This window comes from Kitasatospora sp. NPDC004723, assembly GCF_040609255.1.
Taxonomy (GTDB): domain Bacteria; phylum Actinomycetota; class Actinomycetes; order Streptomycetales; family Streptomycetaceae; genus Kitasatospora.
In genome coordinates this window covers 130,816-148,219 of record NZ_JBEXJT010000005.1, presented here as the reverse complement: position 1 = coordinate 148,219, position 17,404 = coordinate 130,816, and the positions used below count along the sequence as shown (strand labels likewise).

Annotated in this window: 15 protein-coding genes and 1 riboswitch; of the genes, 11 read left to right on the top strand and 4 right to left on the bottom strand. The window is 74.4% G+C overall.

Annotated features, from left to right (window positions below; translation table 11 throughout):
• Positions 1-139: 139 nt before the first annotated feature.
• From ABZW10_RS08645 to ABZW10_RS08630, 4 genes are all read left to right on the top strand, one after another.
• A complete protein-coding gene (locus ABZW10_RS08645; protein ID WP_355361782.1) occupies positions 140-1,183 on the top strand; it encodes an NlpC/P60 family protein in 1,044 nt (347 codons plus the stop codon).
• Between the two features lie 345 nt (positions 1,184-1,528).
• Positions 1,529-1,685, top strand: a riboswitch (cyclic di-AMP (ydaO/yuaA leader).
• Positions 1,686-1,695: 10 nt separating this feature from the next.
• The gene (locus ABZW10_RS08640; protein WP_355361780.1) at positions 1,696-2,898 is read left to right on the top strand and encodes an NlpC/P60 family protein; all 1,203 of its coding nucleotides are present in this window, start codon (positions 1,696-1,698) and stop codon (positions 2,896-2,898) included.
• Between the two features lie 248 nt (positions 2,899-3,146).
• On the top strand, positions 3,147-4,211 hold the full coding sequence (locus ABZW10_RS08635; RefSeq protein ID WP_355361778.1) for an NlpC/P60 family protein: 1,065 nt from the start codon (positions 3,147-3,149) through the stop codon (positions 4,209-4,211).
• 236 nt (positions 4,212-4,447) lie between these two features.
• Positions 4,448-5,404, top strand: coding sequence for a hypothetical protein (locus ABZW10_RS08630; protein ID WP_355361776.1), 957 nt, complete (start codon positions 4,448-4,450; stop codon positions 5,402-5,404).
• On the opposite strand, the gene ABZW10_RS08625 is transcribed toward ABZW10_RS08630, so the two are convergent.
• Positions 5,405-6,844 (bottom strand): glycosyltransferase family 87 protein, encoded by a 1,440-nt coding sequence (locus tag ABZW10_RS08625; RefSeq protein WP_355361774.1) that lies wholly within the window; start codon positions 6,842-6,844, stop codon positions 5,405-5,407.
• Positions 6,845-7,097: 253 nt separating this feature from the next.
• Here ABZW10_RS08625 and ABZW10_RS08620 point away from each other — a divergent pair, with 253 nt between their 5' ends.
• A complete protein-coding gene (locus ABZW10_RS08620) occupies positions 7,098-8,234 on the top strand; it encodes a glycosyltransferase family 4 protein (RefSeq protein WP_355361772.1) in 1,137 nt (378 codons plus the stop codon).
• 68 nt (positions 8,235-8,302) lie between these two features.
• On the opposite strand, the gene ABZW10_RS08615 is transcribed toward ABZW10_RS08620, so the two are convergent.
• The gene (locus tag ABZW10_RS08615) at positions 8,303-10,096 is read right to left on the bottom strand and encodes an AMP-dependent synthetase/ligase (RefSeq protein ID WP_355361770.1); all 1,794 of its coding nucleotides are present in this window, start codon (positions 10,094-10,096) and stop codon (positions 8,303-8,305) included.
• A 347-nt stretch (positions 10,097-10,443) separates the two neighbouring features.
• On the opposite strand from ABZW10_RS08615, the gene ABZW10_RS08610 reads away from it, so the two are divergent.
• From ABZW10_RS08610 to ABZW10_RS08590, 5 genes are all read left to right on the top strand, one after another.
• Positions 10,444-10,899: an SRPBCC family protein gene (locus ABZW10_RS08610; protein ID WP_355361768.1), complete on the top strand. Its 456-nt coding sequence runs from the start codon at positions 10,444-10,446 to the stop codon at positions 10,897-10,899.
• A 50-nt stretch (positions 10,900-10,949) separates the two neighbouring features.
• Positions 10,950-12,125, top strand: a complete 1,176-nt coding sequence (locus ABZW10_RS08605) for an ArsA-related P-loop ATPase (protein WP_355361766.1) — start codon at positions 10,950-10,952, stop codon at positions 12,123-12,125.
• A gap of 93 nt (positions 12,126-12,218) precedes the next feature.
• Complete coding sequence (locus ABZW10_RS08600; protein WP_355361764.1) at positions 12,219-12,593, top strand: DUF5304 family protein; 375 nt, start codon at positions 12,219-12,221, stop codon at positions 12,591-12,593.
• Positions 12,594-12,785: 192 nt separating this feature from the next.
• Entirely contained in the window at positions 12,786-13,730 is a 945-nt protein-coding gene (locus ABZW10_RS08595; protein WP_355361762.1) for an ROK family glucokinase, read from the top strand.
• Positions 13,731-13,866: 136 nt separating this feature from the next.
• Positions 13,867-14,628 carry an endonuclease/exonuclease/phosphatase family protein gene (locus ABZW10_RS08590; RefSeq protein ID WP_355361760.1) on the top strand — a complete coding sequence of 254 codons (762 nt, stop codon included), beginning with the start codon at positions 13,867-13,869 and terminating at the stop codon, positions 14,626-14,628.
• Positions 14,629-14,654: 26 nt separating this feature from the next.
• Here ABZW10_RS08590 and ABZW10_RS08585 read toward each other — a convergent pair whose 3' ends face one another.
• Positions 14,655-15,440 carry a hypothetical protein gene (locus tag ABZW10_RS08585; RefSeq protein ID WP_355361759.1) on the bottom strand — a complete coding sequence of 262 codons (786 nt, stop codon included), beginning with the start codon at positions 15,438-15,440 and terminating at the stop codon, positions 14,655-14,657.
• A gap of 10 nt (positions 15,441-15,450) precedes the next feature.
• Positions 15,451-16,245 carry an alpha/beta fold hydrolase gene (locus ABZW10_RS08580; protein ID WP_355361757.1) on the bottom strand — a complete coding sequence of 265 codons (795 nt, stop codon included), beginning with the start codon at positions 16,243-16,245 and terminating at the stop codon, positions 15,451-15,453.
• Between the two features lie 249 nt (positions 16,246-16,494).
• Between ABZW10_RS08580 and ABZW10_RS08575 the strand changes: the two genes are divergently transcribed.
• Complete coding sequence (locus ABZW10_RS08575) at positions 16,495-17,334, top strand: lysophospholipid acyltransferase family protein (RefSeq protein WP_355361755.1); 840 nt, start codon at positions 16,495-16,497, stop codon at positions 17,332-17,334.
• The last annotated feature ends 70 nt before the right edge of the window (positions 17,335-17,404 follow it).

The following is a 17,404-nucleotide window of genomic DNA, read 5'->3' as shown; positions in this document are numbered from 1 at the left end:
TGAAGTCAGATCGGCGGCGCGGGTTCACGCGATCGGGGGAGTGGCGCGAATCGTGGATCTTCACTAGGGTCTGGCGTCAAACCTATTTTCCGGATTCTCACCCGTTCGGGTGAGGCCATTGGAAGAAGGAGCCGGTCCCTTGGCCTCCCACCGCCGTCCCAAGCAGCCGAGCCGCGCGCGGGTCTCCGTGCTCACCGCTGCCGCTGCGACCGCGGTCGCTCTCTCCGCCCAGGTCGCCGCCCACGCCGCGCCCAGCCCGTCGCCCAAGAAGGACGACGTCAAGGCGCAGATCGACCAGCTGCAGGAGGAGGCCGAGCAGGCCACCGAGCGGTACAACGGCGCCAAGGAGCGCGCCGACCAGCTGCGCAAGCAGGCCGACCAGCTGCAGGACCAGGTGGCCCGCGGCCAGGAGCAGATGACCCAGCTTCAGGCCGGGCTGTCCGAGGTGGCGGGCGAGCAGTACCGCACCGGCGGCATCGACCCGTCCGTCCAGCTGATGCTCTCCTCGGACCCGTCCGGCTACCTGGACAAGGCCTCCAGCGTGCAGCAGGCCAGCTCCAGCCAGGCCGAGGCGCTCAAGGGCCTGCAGGACCAGCAGCGCCGGCTCGACCAGCAGAAGACCGAGGCCGCCGCCGTCCTGGCCTCGCTGGACACCACCACCAAGGACCTGAACCAGTCCAAGGCCGAGGTCAACAAGAAGCTCAAGGAAGCCCAGGACCTGCTGAACTCGCTGAGCGCCGCCGACCGCGCCGCGCTGAAGACGGCGCAGCAGCAGGCCGACCGCGCCTCGCGCGGCAACGAGCGCACCGACCTGGGCAGCCTGCCGCAGGCCAGCGGCATGGCCGGCGCCGCGGTCTCCAACGCGATGGGCAAGCAGGGCTCGCCGTACGTCTGGGGTGCCACCGGCCCGAGCACCTTCGACTGCTCCGGCCTGATGGTCTGGGCGTACGGGAAGGCCGGCGTCTCGCTGCCGCGCACCTCGCAGGCGCAGGGCAACTACGGCTCCCGGGTGCCGTCGCTGGCCGAGGCCCAGCCGGGCGACCTGATCATCTACCGCGACGACCGCAGCCACGTCGGCATGTACATCGGCAACGGCATGGTGGTGCACGCGCCGCACACCGGTGACGTGGTGAAGGTGATGAAGGCCGACGCCATGAAGATCAACACGATCCGCCGGGTCTGACGGACCGGCACGACACGCCCGGGGCGCCCGCCGAGGGCCCCTGTGATCAGCGCCACCTCCGCACGGGGGTGGCGTTGGCGTTTCGCCCACCCGTTCGACCGTCTGACGGAAAATGATCAGCCGGACGTGGATGGTTGGTCACGGTCGGTCATATTCACAAAAGAACTTGGGCATTCTTCCGGCTTTTTTCTGACAAGGATTTGAACGGATCACGGATCTGTTACTAGGGTCGTGACTCGAACCACGCACAGTCGATCACCCAGCCTGGGTGGCGGCGGGGTTCGCCGCCGAGTTCGCGAAGCAGTGGGACGGGGCCTTCGGGTCGCCCGTTCGAGTGAGGACCCAGCAGTCGGGGGGCCCGCTGTGGAGCGGAGCCGGGGAACCACGTTCCTCCGGGGTGAATCGGCGCCAGGCCGGCCGCGCGAGCGGCGGGTGAGGCGTCGTAGGGCACGCTTCCGCCCGAACCCGTCAGCTCACCCGGTAGGCGGATGAGGAAGAAGGAGTCCGCCTTCGTGGCGTCCCATCGTCGTCCCAAGCCCGCCGGCCGCGCCCGTGTCTCGATCCTGACCGGGGTCGCCGCCGCTGCCGTCGCCCTCTCCGCGCAGTCCGGCGCCCACGCCGACCCGGCGCCGACCAAGGACCAGGTCAAGGAGCAGGTCGACCAGCTCAACGAGCAGGCCGAGGTCGCCACCGAGAAGTACAACGGCGCCCAGGCCAAGCAGCAGGAGCTGCAGAAGCAGGTCGCCGAGCTGCAGGACAAGGTGGCCCGTCAGCAGGCCTCGGTGATCGAGGCGCAGGGTGGTCTCTCCGAGATCGCCGGCGAGCAGTACCGCACGGGCGGCATCTCGCAGACCGTCCAGCTGATGCTCTCCGCCAGCCCGGACAACTTCCTCAGCCAGGCCGACGCCCTGAACCAGGCCGGCTCCACCCAGTCCGGCGCGCTGAAGGAGCTCCAGGAGCAGCAGCGCAGGCTCGACCAGGACCGCACCGAGACCCAGGCCAAGCTCGGCGAGCTGGAGGCCACCACCCAGCAGCTGAAGTCCTCCAAGGAGGAGGTCCAGGGCAAGCTGCAGAAGGCCCAGGACCTGCTCAACACGCTCACCGAGCAGGAGCGTCAGGCCATCCGCGCGGCCGAGGAGAAGGCCGCCGCCGAGGCGAAGGCGAAGGCGGACGCCGCCAAGGCCGAGGCCGCCAAGGCCGCCAAGGAGAAGGCCGACGCCGAGCGCGCCTCCCGGGACAACAACCGCAGCAACCTGAGCGCGCCGTCCTCGGGTTCATCGAGCTCCTCCGGCTCGTCGAGCTCCTCGACCGCGTCGGCCCCGGCCGCCGAGGCCGCCAAGCCGGCCGCGCCCGCCGCCAACGGCTCGCGTGCCGCCGCCGCGATCGCCGCCGCCGAGAGCAAGCTCGGCTCGCCGTACGTCTACGGCGCCACCGGCCCCAACTCCTTCGACTGCTCGGGCCTCACCGGCTGGGCGTACGCCCAGGCGGGCGTGTCGCTGCCGCGCACCTCGCAGGCGCAGGCGACCGCCGGTACCCAGATCGGGTCGGACATCTCCAAGGCCCAGCCCGGCGACCTGGTGATCTTCTACGGCGACCGCCACCACGTGGGCATCTACGTGGGCGGCGGCCAGGTCATCCACGCCCCGAAGCCGGGCGCGTCGGTCCGCTACGAGTCGGCCTCCAACATGCCGGTCAACACCATCGTGCGCCTCTGACCCACGGTCGGCAGGCTCCTCGGGCCCGGTCCCCCGCGCGGGGGACCGGGCCCGCGGCTTTCCCCGGCCCGACGGGGCGCTCGGTCCGCGAACCGATCTGACGTCCGATTAGTGTCCGAATATTCGGGTTCGGAGGGGTTTGGAATCGGTTGCCCGGACTCGCTAACGTCTGCCACCGGACGCCCGCTTCGACCGCCGCCCGTCCCGGCGCGGCGGCGGGCCGGGCCCAGGATCGGAGCCGACGTCGCATGGCCGTGCACCGCCGTTCCCCGCTGTCAGGTGCGCACGCGCTCGCCCGGGCGCTGGTGTTCACCGCGGCGGCCACCACCGCGCTCGGCGTGGCGACGGGCGGCTGCGCCCAGGCCGCGCCCGGCTCGCCGGACGGCCCGGCCGACCGCAAGGACGTCAAGGCCCAGGTGGAGCAGCTCTACGACGAGGCCGAGCAGGCCTCGGAGCGCTTCAACGCCGCCCAGGAGGCCCAGCAGAAGCTCCAGTACGAGACCGGGACGCTGCAGCAGCAGATCGCCGTCGCCCAGGACGAGCTCAACCGGCTGCGCGGCGACCTCGCCACCGTGGCCGGCGCCGAGTACCGCGGCGGCGGGATGACCCGTACCGTCCAGCTGATGCTCTCCACCGATCCGGAGGGCTACCTCTCCCGGGCCCGCACCCTCGACCAGGCCGCCGAGCGACAGAACGAGACCCTGCACGAGGTGGTGGGCCGTCAGCGGGTGCTCGACCAGCGCCGGGCCGAGGCCACCGCCAAGCTCGCCGAGCTGGAGCAGACCCGCAAGGCGCTGGCCGAGAGCAAGCAGCAGATCCAGCAGCGGCTCGCCACGGCGCAGCGGCTGCTCAACAGCCTCGGCACCGCCGAGCGCGCCCGGCTCGCCGCGCAGGACGCCCGGGACGCCGAGCAGCGCGTCACCCGCGGCACCGACCGGCTGGACCTCGGCAGCACCCCGCCCGCCTCCGAACGCGGCGCCGCCGCGCTGGCCGCCGCGGTGCGGATGATCGGTTCGCCCTACGTCTACGGATCCGCCGGGCCCAAGGCGTTCGACTGCTCCGGTCTGATGTACTGGAGCTGGCGGCAGGCCGGAGTGACCCTGCCGCGCACCTCGCAGGCCCAGGCGTACGCCGGGCAGCGGGTCAGCCTCTCCGAAGCGCGGCCGGGAGACCTGGTGATCTTCTACCGGGACATGCACCACGTCGGGATGTACGCCGGCGGCGGGGTGGTCGTGCATGCCCCCTACCCGGGTGCCAAGGTCCGCTACGAGAGCGTCGGCACGATGCCGGTCGCGGGGGTGATCCGGCTCTGAGCCGCCCGGATCCCGCCGTCGGCCGCCTGCCGTCGCGGCGCACCGCCCTGCTGCTCGCGGCCGGCGGGCTGGCCCAGCTCTCGCTGCCCGGGGCCGGTCCGGCGCGGCCCGCCGCCGCGGCCTCGGACGAGCACGCCGACGTCCTGGCGCTGCTCGACGGGCGGGCCCGGGCGCTGACCGCGGGACCGCCGGAGCTGCCGCTGCGGGCCGGGTACCGGAACCTGCTGCTCGGCCCGGTGGACCCGGCCGGCCGGTGCGCCGCCACCGCCGAGCTGACCGTCGAGGTGACCGGGTACGACCGCCTGCCGGTGGTCCACCCGCGCCGGCTGGTCCTGGCCCGGTCCGCCGCCGGCTGGCGGGTCGAACGCGAGGAGGGCGCGGGCGGGCCGCCGCCGCTGTGGGACCTCGGCGCCGTGCGGGCCGCGGCCGGCGCCCGCTGTCTGGTGCTCGGCGTGCTCGGGGCGGACGCCTCGGGCGCGTCCGCCCCTGCCGCCCTCGCCGGGCTCGCCGCCGTCGGCGACCGGGCGGTGACCGCCGTGGAGGCCCTCTGGGGCACCGCCTGGGCCGGCCGGCTGCTGCTGGAACTGCCCGCCACCGGTGAGCAGTTCACCCGGCTGCTGGCGGAGGAGCGGTCCGGCTGGTCCGGCATGGCCGCGGTCACCGTGGCCGCGCCCGGCGCGCCGCTGAACGCCCCGGCCGACCGGGTCCTGGTCAATCCGGACACCTACCCGGGCCTGAGCGACTTCGGCTGCCAGGTGGTGGTCACCCACGAGGCGGTGCACGTGGCGACCCGGGCCGACACCAGCGCCTGGACGCCGCTTTGGCTCTCCGAGGGCGTCGCCGACTGGACCGGCTACCACGACGCGGGCCGCCCGGCCCGGCAGCTCGCCCCGGAGCTGGCCCGGGACGTCGCCGCCGGGCGGCTGCCCGCCACGCTGCCCGAGGACGCCGCCTTCACGGCCGGCGGCGAAGGCCTCGCGCAGGTCTACGAGCAGGCCTGGCTGGCCTGCGACCTGATCGCCCGCCGGTACGGGCCGCGGCGGCTGGTGGAGCTCTACCGGGCGGTCGGCGCGGCGGGCCCGGGCGCGGACCGGCGGGCCTGGCTGGACGGGCTGCTCCGGGACCGGCTCGGCCTCGGCCTGGCCGAGTTCACCGGCCTCTGGCAGGCCGAGCTCCGGGCGCTGGCGGCCTGACTAGGGCCGCGCTCCCTGGCGCCGCTCGCGAGGCGCGGCGGCCGGCCGCTCGATGCCGTCCAGCAGGTCCTGCTCGTACGCGATGCCCGGGCGGACCGAGAACGCGGCCGCCGGCACCGGCTCCGGGCGGGTCATCACCACGGTCTCCGGGAGCGGCTCGGTGCGCCGGGTGGAGCGCCACAGCCGCACGCAGGACAGCCCGGTGGCGGCCAGCAGCAGCAGGTTGCGCACGGTCAGCACGGCGATCGCGCCCGGCCGGCTGGCGACCACGTCGCCGAAAACCAGCGGGAACTCCACCAGGGTCAGCGGGGTCGCCGCCAGGATCAGCAGCGCCACCGGCCGCTGGCTGGTGCCGCGCACGGTCAGGCAGACCGCCGCCGCGCCGACCAGCCAGACCAGGTACTGCGGGCTGATCACCCGGCTGGTCACGGTGAAGATCAGCAGCGCGGCGAGCGCCGCGTCGTACATGGTGGCCGCGTTGCGCCGCCGGGCGGTGAAGCGCCACAGCAGCAGCCAGCCGAAGCCGAGCACGGTGCCGGCCAGCATCACCTTGCTGACCACCTCGACCCACGGCCCGAGCATCTCCACCGAGCCGTAGTTCATCATCACCTTGCCGTCCCAGACGCCGGCGATCCGGGCGAAGTGGATCGGCAGCGCGCCGACCGACTCCACCTCGATGCCGCGGTCCTTCTGGAACGTCAGGAACTCGAACGCGCCGTTCATCCCGGCCGCCAGCAGGAAGCCGATCGCGGCGGTCGCGGCGGCCGCGGCCGTCCAGGAGCGGCGGGTGCGCCGCCCGGACGGGGTGCCGATGAGGCCGAGCAGCGGCCAGATCTTGACGATGCCGCCGAGACCCAGCAGCAGGCCGCCGATCGCCGGGCGGCGGATCAGCGCCAGCAGACCGGCCACCGCGATCGCGGTGACGATCACGTCGTAGCGGTTGTAGATCATCGGACCGAGCAGCGGGACGCCGGCCACCCAGACCCAGGCACCGGTCAGCGCCCGGCCCTTGCGCAGCCCGGTGCGCACCAGCAGGGCCATCGCGGCCGCGTCGGCGATCCCGCAGATCACCCAGAACGACACCAGGTACGACCAGGGCAGCAGGCCCGGCAGCAGGATCACCAGGGCGGCGCCGGGCGGGTACTGCCAGGTGACGTCGTCGAGCGGGAAGGTGCCGGTCTGCAGGACGCCGTACCAGCCGTGGTAGATCAGCCAGACGTCGGCGGTGATGTCCCCGCCGGGCATCCGCAGCACGCCGGTCACCAGCAGCAGCAGGAGCGTCCGGGTGGCCACCCAGGTCGCGCCGAGCGCCAGCAGCGCGCCCGAACGGCCGGAGGGGCGCGTGGAGCTCTGCACCGGCTCGCGGCGGACGGCGAGCGCCGTGCCGGAGCCCTCGGCGCCGCTGGATGTACCGGACTCGGTGGCCGGGGCCAACTCCACTGCGCTCCCTCGTTCGTCTCGGACGTGCCGCCGGCGGCGCCGCGCGACGGATGCCCGGGGGTCCGGGCAGGTCGGCGCCGGGCCGCCGTCACGGGCCGGACCGGCCGCGCCGACCACCCGGGTACTAGGACAGACCCGGGGGAGGAACGGTTGCCGTGCGCGGATCCGTTCCCGGCGGGTCATGGTGTTGACCTATCGTACGGATCACTGAGCGGTACACCGAGCACCCCCCGACCGAGCGAGCCGTGGCCTGATGCACAAGACCTTGATCGTGACCAACGACTTCCCGCCGAGGCCCGGCGGCATCCAGGCCTTCGTCCACAACATGGCCGTCCGTCAGCCCGCAGGAAGCGTCGTGGTGTACGCCTCCACCTGGCGCGACGGCACCGAGGTGGCGCGTTTCGACGCCGAACAGCCGTTCCCGGTGATCCGCGACCGGACGAAGGTGATGGTTCCCACACCGCGGGTCACCCGGCGTGCCGCCGAGATCCTGCGCGCCGAGCGCTGCGACTCGGTCTGGTTCGGCGCCGCCGCGCCGCTCGGGCTGATGGCCCCCGCGCTGCGCCGGGCCGGCGCCGGGCGGCTGCTCGGCATGACCCACGGCCACGAGGCCGCCTGGGCCCAGCTTCCGGCGGCCCGGCAGCTGCTGCGCCGGATCGGCACCGGCACCGACGTGCTGACCTACCTCGGCGAGTACACCCGCTCCCGGATCGCCGCCGCCGTCGGCCCGGAGGCCGCCGCCCGGATGGTGCAGCTGCCGCCCGGCGTGGACGAGCGGACCTTCCACCCGGACTCCGGCGGCGCCGCGGTGCGCGAGCGGCTCGGGCTGGCCGACCGGCCGGTGGTGGTCTGCGTCTCCCGGCTGGTGCCGCGCAAGGGCCAGGACACCCTCATCGAGGCGATGCCGCAGATCCTCGCCGACGTGCCGGACGCCGTGCTGCTGATCGTCGGCGGCGGCCCCTACCGGGCGGACCTGGAGAAGCTGGTGGACGCCCGCGGCGTGCGCTCCGCCGTCCGGTTCACCGGCTCGGTCCCGTGGGAGGAGCTGCCCGCGCACTACGGCGCCGGGGACGTCTTCGCGATGCCCTGCCGCACCCGGCGCGGCGGGCTGGACGTCGAGGGGCTCGGCATCGTCTACCTGGAGGCCTCGGCGACCGGCCTGCCGGTGGTGGCCGGGGACTCCGGCGGCGCACCGGACGCGGTGCTGGAGGGCGAGACCGGCTACGTGGTGCCGGGCGGCACGCCCGCGGCGGCGGCCGAGCGGATCGTCCGGCTGCTGAAGGACGAGGAGCTGCGCCGGCGGATGGGCGAGGCCGGGCGGCGCTGGGTGGACCGCTCCTGGCGCTGGGACCTGCTGGCCGGGCGGCTGACCTCACTGCTGGCGGGCTGAGCGCACGCGCCGGTGCGGCCCGCCTCCGAACGGTGGGGCGGGCCGCACCGGCGCGTGCGGGGGAGCGGCTACTTCCGGTAGATCGCCTCGACGTCGGCCGCGAAGTCCTTCAGCACGACGTTGCGCTTGAGCTTGAGGGAGGGCGTCAGATGGCCGCTCTCCTCGGAGAAGACGGTGTCGAGCAGGCGGAACTTCTTCACCGCCTCGGCGTGCGAGACGGCCGCGTTGCCGTCGTCCACCGCCGTCTGCAGGGCGGCCAGCAGGTCCGGGTCCTCGCGCAGGTCGGCCACCGTGGCGCCGGCCGGCTTGCCGTTCAGCTCCTTCCACTTGGGGAAGAAGTCCTCGTCGACCGTGATCAGGCAGGCGACGAAGGGCTTGCGGTCGCCGACCACCATGACCTCGCCGACCAGGGCGTGCGCCCGGATCCGGTCCTCGATCACCGCCGGGGCGACGTTCTTGCCGCCCGCGGTGACGATGATCTCCTTCTTGCGGCCGGTGATGGTCAGGTAGCCCTCGTCGTCCAGCGAGCCGAGGTCGCCGGTGGCGATCCAGCCGTCCTTGAGGGTGTCCGCGGTGGCCTGCGGGTTGTTCCAGTAGCCGGTGAAGACGTGCGGGCCCTTGAAGAAGACCTCGCCGTCCTCCGCGATCCGCACCGAGGCGCCGGGCGCCGGCTGGCCGACCGTGCCGATCTTCTGCTTGTCCCACGGGTTGAAGGCGGTGGCCGCGCAGGTCTCGGTCAGGCCGTAGCCCTCCAGCACGGTGAAGCCGATGCCCCGGTAGAAGTGGCCGAGCCGCTCGCCGAGCGGGGCGCCGCCGGAGATCGCGTGGGTGGCCCGGCCGCCGAGGGCCGCCCGCAGCTTGCTGTAGACCAGCTTGTCGAAGACGGCGTGCTTGAGCTTGAGCAGCAGCCCGGCGCCGCCCGCGTCCAGCGCCCGGCTGTAGGCGATCGCGGTGTCGGCGGCCTTGTCGAAGATCCTGCCCTTGCCGTCGGCCTGGGCCTTGGCCCGCGCCGTGTTGTAGACCTTCTCGAAGACCCGGGGCACGCCCAGGATCAGGGTCGGCTTGAAGGCGGCCAGCTCGGTGGTGACGTCCCGGACGTCGGAGACGTGGCCGAGCTTGATCGGGGCCATCGCCGGGGCGATCTCGACGATCCGGGCGAACACGTGGGCCAGCGGCAGGAAGAGCAGCACGGAGCTCTCGCCGGTGCGGAACAGCGGAGCCAGGCGCTCCACCACGTTGCCGCACTCGGCCAGGAAGTTGCCGTGCGTCAGCTGACAGCCCTTCGGGCGGCCGGTGGTGCCCGAGGTGTAGACGATGGTGGCGATCGAGTCGGGGCCGGCCGTCGAGCGGCGCTCGGTGACGGTGGCGTCGGTGACCTCGCGGCCCGACTCGGCCAGCGCGGCGAGCGCGGTGCCCTCGATCTGCCAGGTGTGCTTCAGCTCCGGCAGGCGGCCCCGGACCTCGGCGACCACCGCGCTGTGCGTCGCGGTCTCGGTGAACAGGGCGACCACCCCGGAGTCGCCGAGGATCCACTCGACCTGCTCGGCCGAGGAGGTCTCGTACACCGGGACGGTGATCGCGCCGGCCGTCCAGATCGCGAAGTCCAGCAGCGTCCACTCGTACCGGGTGCGGGACATGATGCCCACCCGGTCGCCCGGCTCGATGCCCGCGGTGATCAGCCCCTTCGCGGCGGCCTGCACCTCGACCAGGAACTGGGCGGCGGTCAACTCCTGCCACCGGCCGTCCACCTTGCGGCTGAGCACCGCGACGTCGGGGTGCCGCTCGGCGTTCTGGACCACGATGTCCGAGAGGTTACCGCCGCTCGGTACCTGGTAGAGGGCCGGAAGGCTGAAGTCGAGCAAGACTGCTCCTCGTTCGCGACGCTGCGGGACGGCAGGACGTTACTGCCCGGTAGGCAGCTTCGACCAGGGGGGGCGGCTCCGGTGTTCGAAGTGTCACACCTTGACCCGTCCGACCAGGTCGGGACCGGGTCGTTCGAATGGCACCCTACGGCAGCCCGCCGGTACCGGCCGGTAGCCGTCGGACGGGTCCCGCGCGGGACCCGTCCGACGCCGCGGCGCCCGGCCCGGCTCCGGGGGTGCACCGAAGGACGGGCCCGGGGGCGGGGCGCGATAGCCTGCTCCGGGCGGCACCCGGCCGAGCAGGCTCGGCCGGACCAGCAGCGAGGGACGACGCGGAGGGCCATTCCATGGCGGAGCACACCAGGTCGAGCATCACCATCGACGCGACCCCGGCGACGGTCATGGCCGTGATCGCCGACTTCGCCGCATACCCGGCCTGGACCGGAGAGGTCAAGGAGATCGAGGTCCTGGAGACCGCGGAGAACGGCCGCGCCTCCCAGGTCCGGCTGGTGCTCGACGCCGGCGCGATCCGTGACGAGCACGTCCTCGCCTACACCTGGGACGGCGACCGCGAGTGCGGCTGGACCCTGGTGCGCAGCCAGATGCTCCGCTCGCTCGACGGCTCCTACACCCTGGCCCCGCTCGGCGCCGACCGCACCGAGGTCACCTACCAGCTCGCGGTCGACGTCAAGATCCCGATGCTCGGCATGATCAAGCGCAAGGCCGAGAAGGTCATCATCGACCGCGCCCTGGCCGGTCTGAAGAAGCGCGTCGAGGACACCGCCGCCGGCAAGGCGCTCTGAACCGGGCACTCGACAGGACCGACGGCACCGACGAACGGGGGCGGCACGGCATGACGGCGACACGCACCATCCTGGTCAGCGGCGACCACGCGGCGCCCGCGGTGGCCGCCGCCACCGCGCTGCACGCCGCCCGGCGGGGCCGGCGCACCCTGCTGCTGGCGGCCGACGACCCGCACCGCACCCTGGACGCCGCCCTCGGCGTCCGACTGGAGGCCGGGCCGACGGCGTACGCGCCCGGCCTGACCGTCGCCCGCACCGACGAGCAGGCCGCCTTCCGGCGCGCCCTCGACGGGATCGGCGGCCGGCTGAAGCCCGCCCTCGACCTGCTGGGCGCCGACCCGCTCGACGCCGAGGAGCTCACCGCCCTCCCCGGCACCGCCCGGCTCGCCCTGCTGCGCGCGCTGCCCGCGGCCGACGCGGACGTCCTGGTGGTGCTCGCCCCGCCGCCCGCCGACCTCATCGCCACCCTCGCGCTGCCCGAGCAGCTGGAGCGCTACCTGGCCCGGCTGGTCCCCGAGCAGCGCCAGGCGGCCCGGGCGCTGCGCCCGCTGCTGGCCGGCCTCGCCGGGGTGCCGATGCCCGCCGACTGGCTGTACGAGACGCGCGCCAAGGCGACCGGCGCGCTCGCCGAGGCGCGCGCCGCCATCACCGCGCCCGGCACCAGCGTCCGGCTGGTCACCGCGGCCGACGCCCATCCCTTCGACGAACTGCGCCGGATCCGCACCGGACTGGCCCTGCACGGCCACCGCCCGGACGCCGTGGTGGTGCACGGCGTGCTGCCGGACGCCGCCGCCGACTCGCCCGACCCCTGGCTGGCCGGTCTGGCCCGCCGCCACCGCGACGAGCTGGCCGCGCTGGCCGCCGCCTGCGACGGCGTCCCGGTGCTCACCACCGGGCCCGCCGAGACCACCCCGGAGGCCGTCGCCGACCGTCTCTACGGCGCCGGTCCCGGCCCCGAGCCGTACCCGGCCGGGCCGTGGACCGTCGAGGACCGGCTGGCTTCGGAGGGTCTGCTGGTCTGGCACCTCGCCCTGCCGGGTGCCGAGCGCGCCGACCTCGACCTGGTGCGGCGCGGCGACGAACTGGTGGTCGGCCTCGGCGCCCACCGGCGGGTGCTCGCCCTGCCCTCGGCGTTGCGCCGCTGCACGGTCGCCGGCGCGGGCCTGCACGACGGCGTCCTCGCCGTCCGCTTCGCCCCCGACCCCGCGCTCTGGCCCCGGAGTTAGGGCCCGTTCGGCGTCCGGAGGGCCCGGCGTGGTCCGGTAGCGTCGGGGCGGGCGGCCGCGGGTGCGGCCGCCGCTGCTGAGGAGGCCTGCGCGATGACCACCACGGACCGGACCGAGCCCACCGCCGACCGGGACGGCGGCCCGCACCCGTTCGGCCCGGAGCTGGGCCCGCTGGTGGACGAGGTGCGCCGGTTCGCCACCGTCGTCGGGGAGAAGGCCCAGGAGGCGAGCGCCGAGACCCTGCTCTCGCTGGCCGGGCTGGCCGACCGCCTGCGGGACAAGCAGCCCGAGGTGTACGGGCACCTCGCCGCCGCCGGCACCGGTCTGGCCGCCGCCGGCACCGAACTGCTGGCCGCCTACCGGGCCGCCGTCACCGGCCACGAGCGCCGCTGGACCGCCGGCGAGCCGGCCCGCCCGGAGCGGGTGGACCTGGACGACACGCCTGAGGGACCGTCCGACAAGCAGTGAACCCCTGATGCCCGGTGGGCCACGTCCTGGCTTCACTCTGTGATGCGACCGGTGAAAATGTACGACTTTTGAACGGTCTCAGGCGGGTTGGCCCGAGAATGTCTTCGGTTAATGTAGGCGGCGGTGTGTACGGGGGCATGGTTGGGCGGTAGCGTTCCGTCCAGCGGGAACGAGTGAATAGCTGAGGGACACATGGCTCTGACCATCGGCGTCGACGTCGGCGGGACCAAGATCGCGGCAGGCGTGGTCGACGAGGCGGGAGAGATCCTCGCCCGGACCAGGGTGCCCACCCCGGCCGACCCGCAGTGGGCGGTCGACGCGATCGCGCAGGCCGTGCGCGAGCTCAAGGAGCAGTACCCCGACGTGACCGCGGCCGGCATCGGCGCCCCCGGCTTCGTCGACCGCAGCCGCTCGACGGTGATCTTCGCCCCCAACATCGACTGGGAGGACGAGCCCCTGCGCGGCCGGATCGAGGAGCTCACCGGCCTGCCCGCGGTCATCGAGAACGACGCCAACTGCGCCGCCTGGGCCGAGTACCGGTTCGGCGCCGGCGCCGGCCACGAGGACATGGTGCTGATCACCGTCGGCACCGGCATCGGCGGCGGCCTCGTCCTGGACGGCCGGCTGCACCGCGGCCGGTTCGGCGTGGCCGGCGAGATCGGCCACCTCAACATGGTCCCGGACGGCCTGCCCTGCGGCTGCGGCGGCAAGGGCTGCTGGGAGCAGTACGGCTCCGGCCGGGCGCTGCGCCGCTACGGCCGCGAGCGCGCCGCCGCCGACCCGGTGCGCGGCCGGCGGATGCTGGAACTCAACGACGGCGTCGCCGAGACGATCCGCGGCATCCACATCACCCAGGCCGCCGAGGAGGGCGACCCGCTCGCCCTGGAGTGCTACGCCGAGCTGGCCGACTGGCTGGGCCGGGGGATGGCGGACCTCGCGGCGCTCTTCGACCCGGGCGTCTTCGTGCTCGGCGGCGGGGTCTCCGACTCCGGCCGGCTGCTGCTCGACCCGGTCGCCAAGGCCTTCGAGCACTACCTGACCGGCGGGGTGCACCGCCCGCGCGCCGAGGTTGTGCTCGCCTCCACCGGCTCGGCCGCCGGCATCGCCGGCGCGGCCGACCTGGCCCGTACGGTCTGACCGGCAGGCCCCCGACGCGCGCACCACGGCCCGTCCCTCCGCCCGGAGGGGCGGGCCGCGCCGTGTCCGTGTTCACGCCTCGACGCCCCGTCCTGCCGTACGGTCGTCACCGAGGACGCCCAGGGGAGGAACCGCGATGACCACCGAACCGGCCGCACCTGCCGCTCCGGCCGAACTGCCGCCGCCCGCGCCGGGCCGGCTGCGGCTGCTCAGCTACAACGTCCGCTCGCTGCGCGACGACCGGCGCGCCCTGGTCCGGGTGATCCGGGCCTGCGCGCCCGACCTGGTCTGCGTCCAGGAGTCACCGCGCTACTGGCGTCCCCGGGGGCAGGCGGCCTGGCTCGCCCGGCGGACCGGCACCGCGGTGCTCGCCGGCGGCGGACGGGCCGCCGCCGGGCCGCTGCTGCTCGGCCGGCCTGGCGTCCGGGTGGCGGCCGTCCACGACCGGCTGCTGCCGAAGACCCGCGGACTGCACGCGCGCGGCTTCGCCACCGCGCTGGTCGAGGTGCCCGGCGCCGCGCGGTTCACCGTCACCAGCTGTCACCTCAGCCTGGACGCGGACGAGCGGCTGCGCCAGTTCGAGCTGCTCACCGGGCAGCTGCGGTACGCCGAACTCGGCGTGATCGCGGGGGACTTCAACGAGCACCCGGACGGCCCGGGCTGGCGCTCGCTGGCCGCACGGCTGCAGGACGGGCACGTGGTGGCGCCCTGGGGCGGCGAGATGACGTCCGTCCCGGAGAACCCCTACCAGCGGCTGGACGCCGTCTTCGCCACGCCGGGCATCGAGGTGCTCGCCTGCGGCGTCCCGCACGGCCTGCCCGGCGTCACCGGGGCCGACCTGCGGGCCGCCACCGACCACCTCCCGGTGCTCGCCGTCCTGCAGTTGCCCGCCGGGTAGTGGCCGGGCTCCCCGGGCCGCGGCGGTCAGACGACCGCGCCGCCGTGCGGGTCCTCGGGCTCGTCCTCGTCGCGGTCCTTCATCCGGACCACCAGGGTGGCGAAGCCGCCGAGGAAGGCGGCCACCCCGACCCAGGCGGGCCAGCCGGAGACCTCGCGCCAGACGACCGCGTCGAAGAGCAGCAGCGCGGGCCCGCCGAGCACCGCCAGCCAGGCGAACTTGGCGGTGGTGTCGGCCTCCGGCAGCGGCGGCGGCTCCGGCGGCTCGAAGTGGCCCTCGTCGGTCTCCTCGGCCAGCTCGAAGTCGCGCGGGCCGGAGCCGGCGGCCGGCATGACCGGCCGGCCGGAGCGGGGGCGCGGCTGGGGCGCCAGGTCGGAGAGGTCGCCGGGTTCGCCGGGCAGGCCGTCGGGTTCCTTGAAGCCCTTGAGCTCGCCGCGCGCCCGGAGGTTCTCGATCTCCGGCCAGTTCGGGTTGTTGAGGTCGACCGGGTCGTCGAACTGGGCGATCAGCGCGGCGAAGATCTCGTCCTGCTCGGCCTGGCTGCGCTCGGGCGCGCGCCGGGGGCGGGACTGGCCGGCCGTCGCGCCCGCGCCGGGCGTCGTGCCGGTGCCCGACGTCGTGCCGGTGCCCGCGCCGCCCGTCTCCTCGCCCGCCGCCGGGGCGTCGCCGGAACCGGCCACCGTCTCACCGGCCGGTCCGCGGCCCGTCTGCTCGCCGTCCGTCCGCCCGGCACCCGGCCGCGCGCCGCCGGTGGCCGCACCCTCCTCGCGGGGCGTCTCGTCCTCGCCGCCCGCCGTGCTGCTCTCGTGCACTTCCGGCCCTTCAGCCTTGGTGGTGGTCGGATTTCACCGAGGTGGCGCCCGCCGCCTGCGCGGGGGCCAACCGTCGGATGAAGTCCTGGGCGGTCGCGAATATTTCCGCCGCGTCGTGGTCCAGCGTCGCGACGTGGTAGCTGCGCTGGCACAGCCGCTCCGTCACATCGGTCGAGGATATCCGGGCCAGCACCAGCTCGGAGTTGGCCGCGGAGACCACGTGGTCCTGCGGGCTGTGGAAGAGCAGCACCGGCTGGGTCACCTCCGGCAGCCGCGCCTGGACCTCCTTCCACAGCCGGGCCAGCGACCAGGCGGCATGCAACGGCGTCCGGTCGTAGCCCAGCTCGACCGCGCAGGGCCGGGCGATGTCGTTGGCGACCCCGGGCAGGCTCGGCAGGAGGTGCCGCAGCACCGGCAGAATGACACTCGCGGGGTTGTCCGAGCGCACCGACGGGTTGACCAGCACCAGCCCGGCGACCGCGGTCCCGTGCACCGCCGCCAGCCGCAGCGCCAGGCCGCCGCCCATCGACAGCCCGACGACGAACACCCGCTCGCACTCCGCCGCCAGGGCCAGCAGCTCCCGCTCGACCTCGGCGTACCAGTCCTCCCAGCGGGTCACCTGCATGTCCTGCCAGCGGGTGCCGTGGCCCGGCAGCAGCGGCAGCGAGACGGTGTACCCGGCGGCGGCGAGGTCCTCCGCCCACGGCCGCAGCGACTGCGGCGAGCCGGTGAACCCGTGACAGAGCAGGACGCCCACCGGCCCGCCCCGGTGGCGGTACGGTTCGGCGCCGGGCAGCAGCGGCATGGCGGACTCCTTCGCGGGCGAGGACGCTGGAGGTGGCGCTGGACGGACGGGGGCGTGCGGGCGGACCGGTGCGGGCGGCTGCGGAATTCGCATCGTCCCACGGGCCCGCCCGCTCCGTACACCCCCGCCGGGAAGCCGGCCCGACACCCCGTCACCCGGCAGCCCGGACACCCCGTCGGGGCGGGGCGGGGCACGGGCGGACACCGCGGGGCATTAGGATCGACCGGTCCGCAATACAGGAGGCCCGGGTTGTTCTACCGACTGATGAAGATGATCGTCGCGCCGCTGCTGCGGATCTTCTTCCGGCCGTGGATCGAGGGTGAGGAGAACATCCCCACCGAGGGTGCCGCGATCATCGCGAGCAACCACCTGTCCTTCTCGGACTCCTTCTTCTTCCCCGCGCTGATCAAGCGCCGGGTGACCTTCATCGCGAAGGCCGAGTACTTCACCACGCCGGGCATCAAGGGCCGGCTGACCGCCGCCTTCTTCAAGGGCGTCGGCCAGCTCCCGGTGGACCGCTCGGGCGTGCGCGGCGCCGGCGAGGCGGCGATCCGTTCGGCGATCGCCGTGCTGGACCGCGGCGAGCTGTTCGGCGTCTACCCGGAGGGCACCCGCTCGCCCGACGGCAAGCTCTACCGGGGCAAGGTCGGCGGCCTGGCCCGCGTCGCGCTGGCGACCGGCGCGCCGGTCATCCCGGTCGCGATGATCGACACCGAGAAGGTGCAGCCGCCCGGCCAGGTGGTCCCGAACTTCGGCATCCGCCCGGGCATCCGGATCGGCCGCCCGCTGGACTTCTCCCGCTACCAGGGCATGGAGAACGACCGCTTCATCCTCCGCTCGGTGACGGACGAGGTGATGTACGAGATCATGCGGCTGTCCGGCCAGGAGTACGTCGACGTCTACGCGACCGCCGCCAAGCGGCAGATCGCCGAGGACAAGAAGAAGGCCGACGCCGAGCGCAAGGCCGTCCAGAAGGCCGAGCAGGCCGCCGCCAAGGCCGAGAAGGCCGAGGAGAAGGCGGAGGCGGAGAAGGCGGCCGAGGCCGAGAAGGCCGGGCAGGAACCGCAGCAGGGGACCGGGCCGGCCTGAGCCGGGGCCGGCCGCACGGGGGGAGGACGGCGGGCATGACGGACGGCGGCAGAACCGGGCCCGGCCCGGG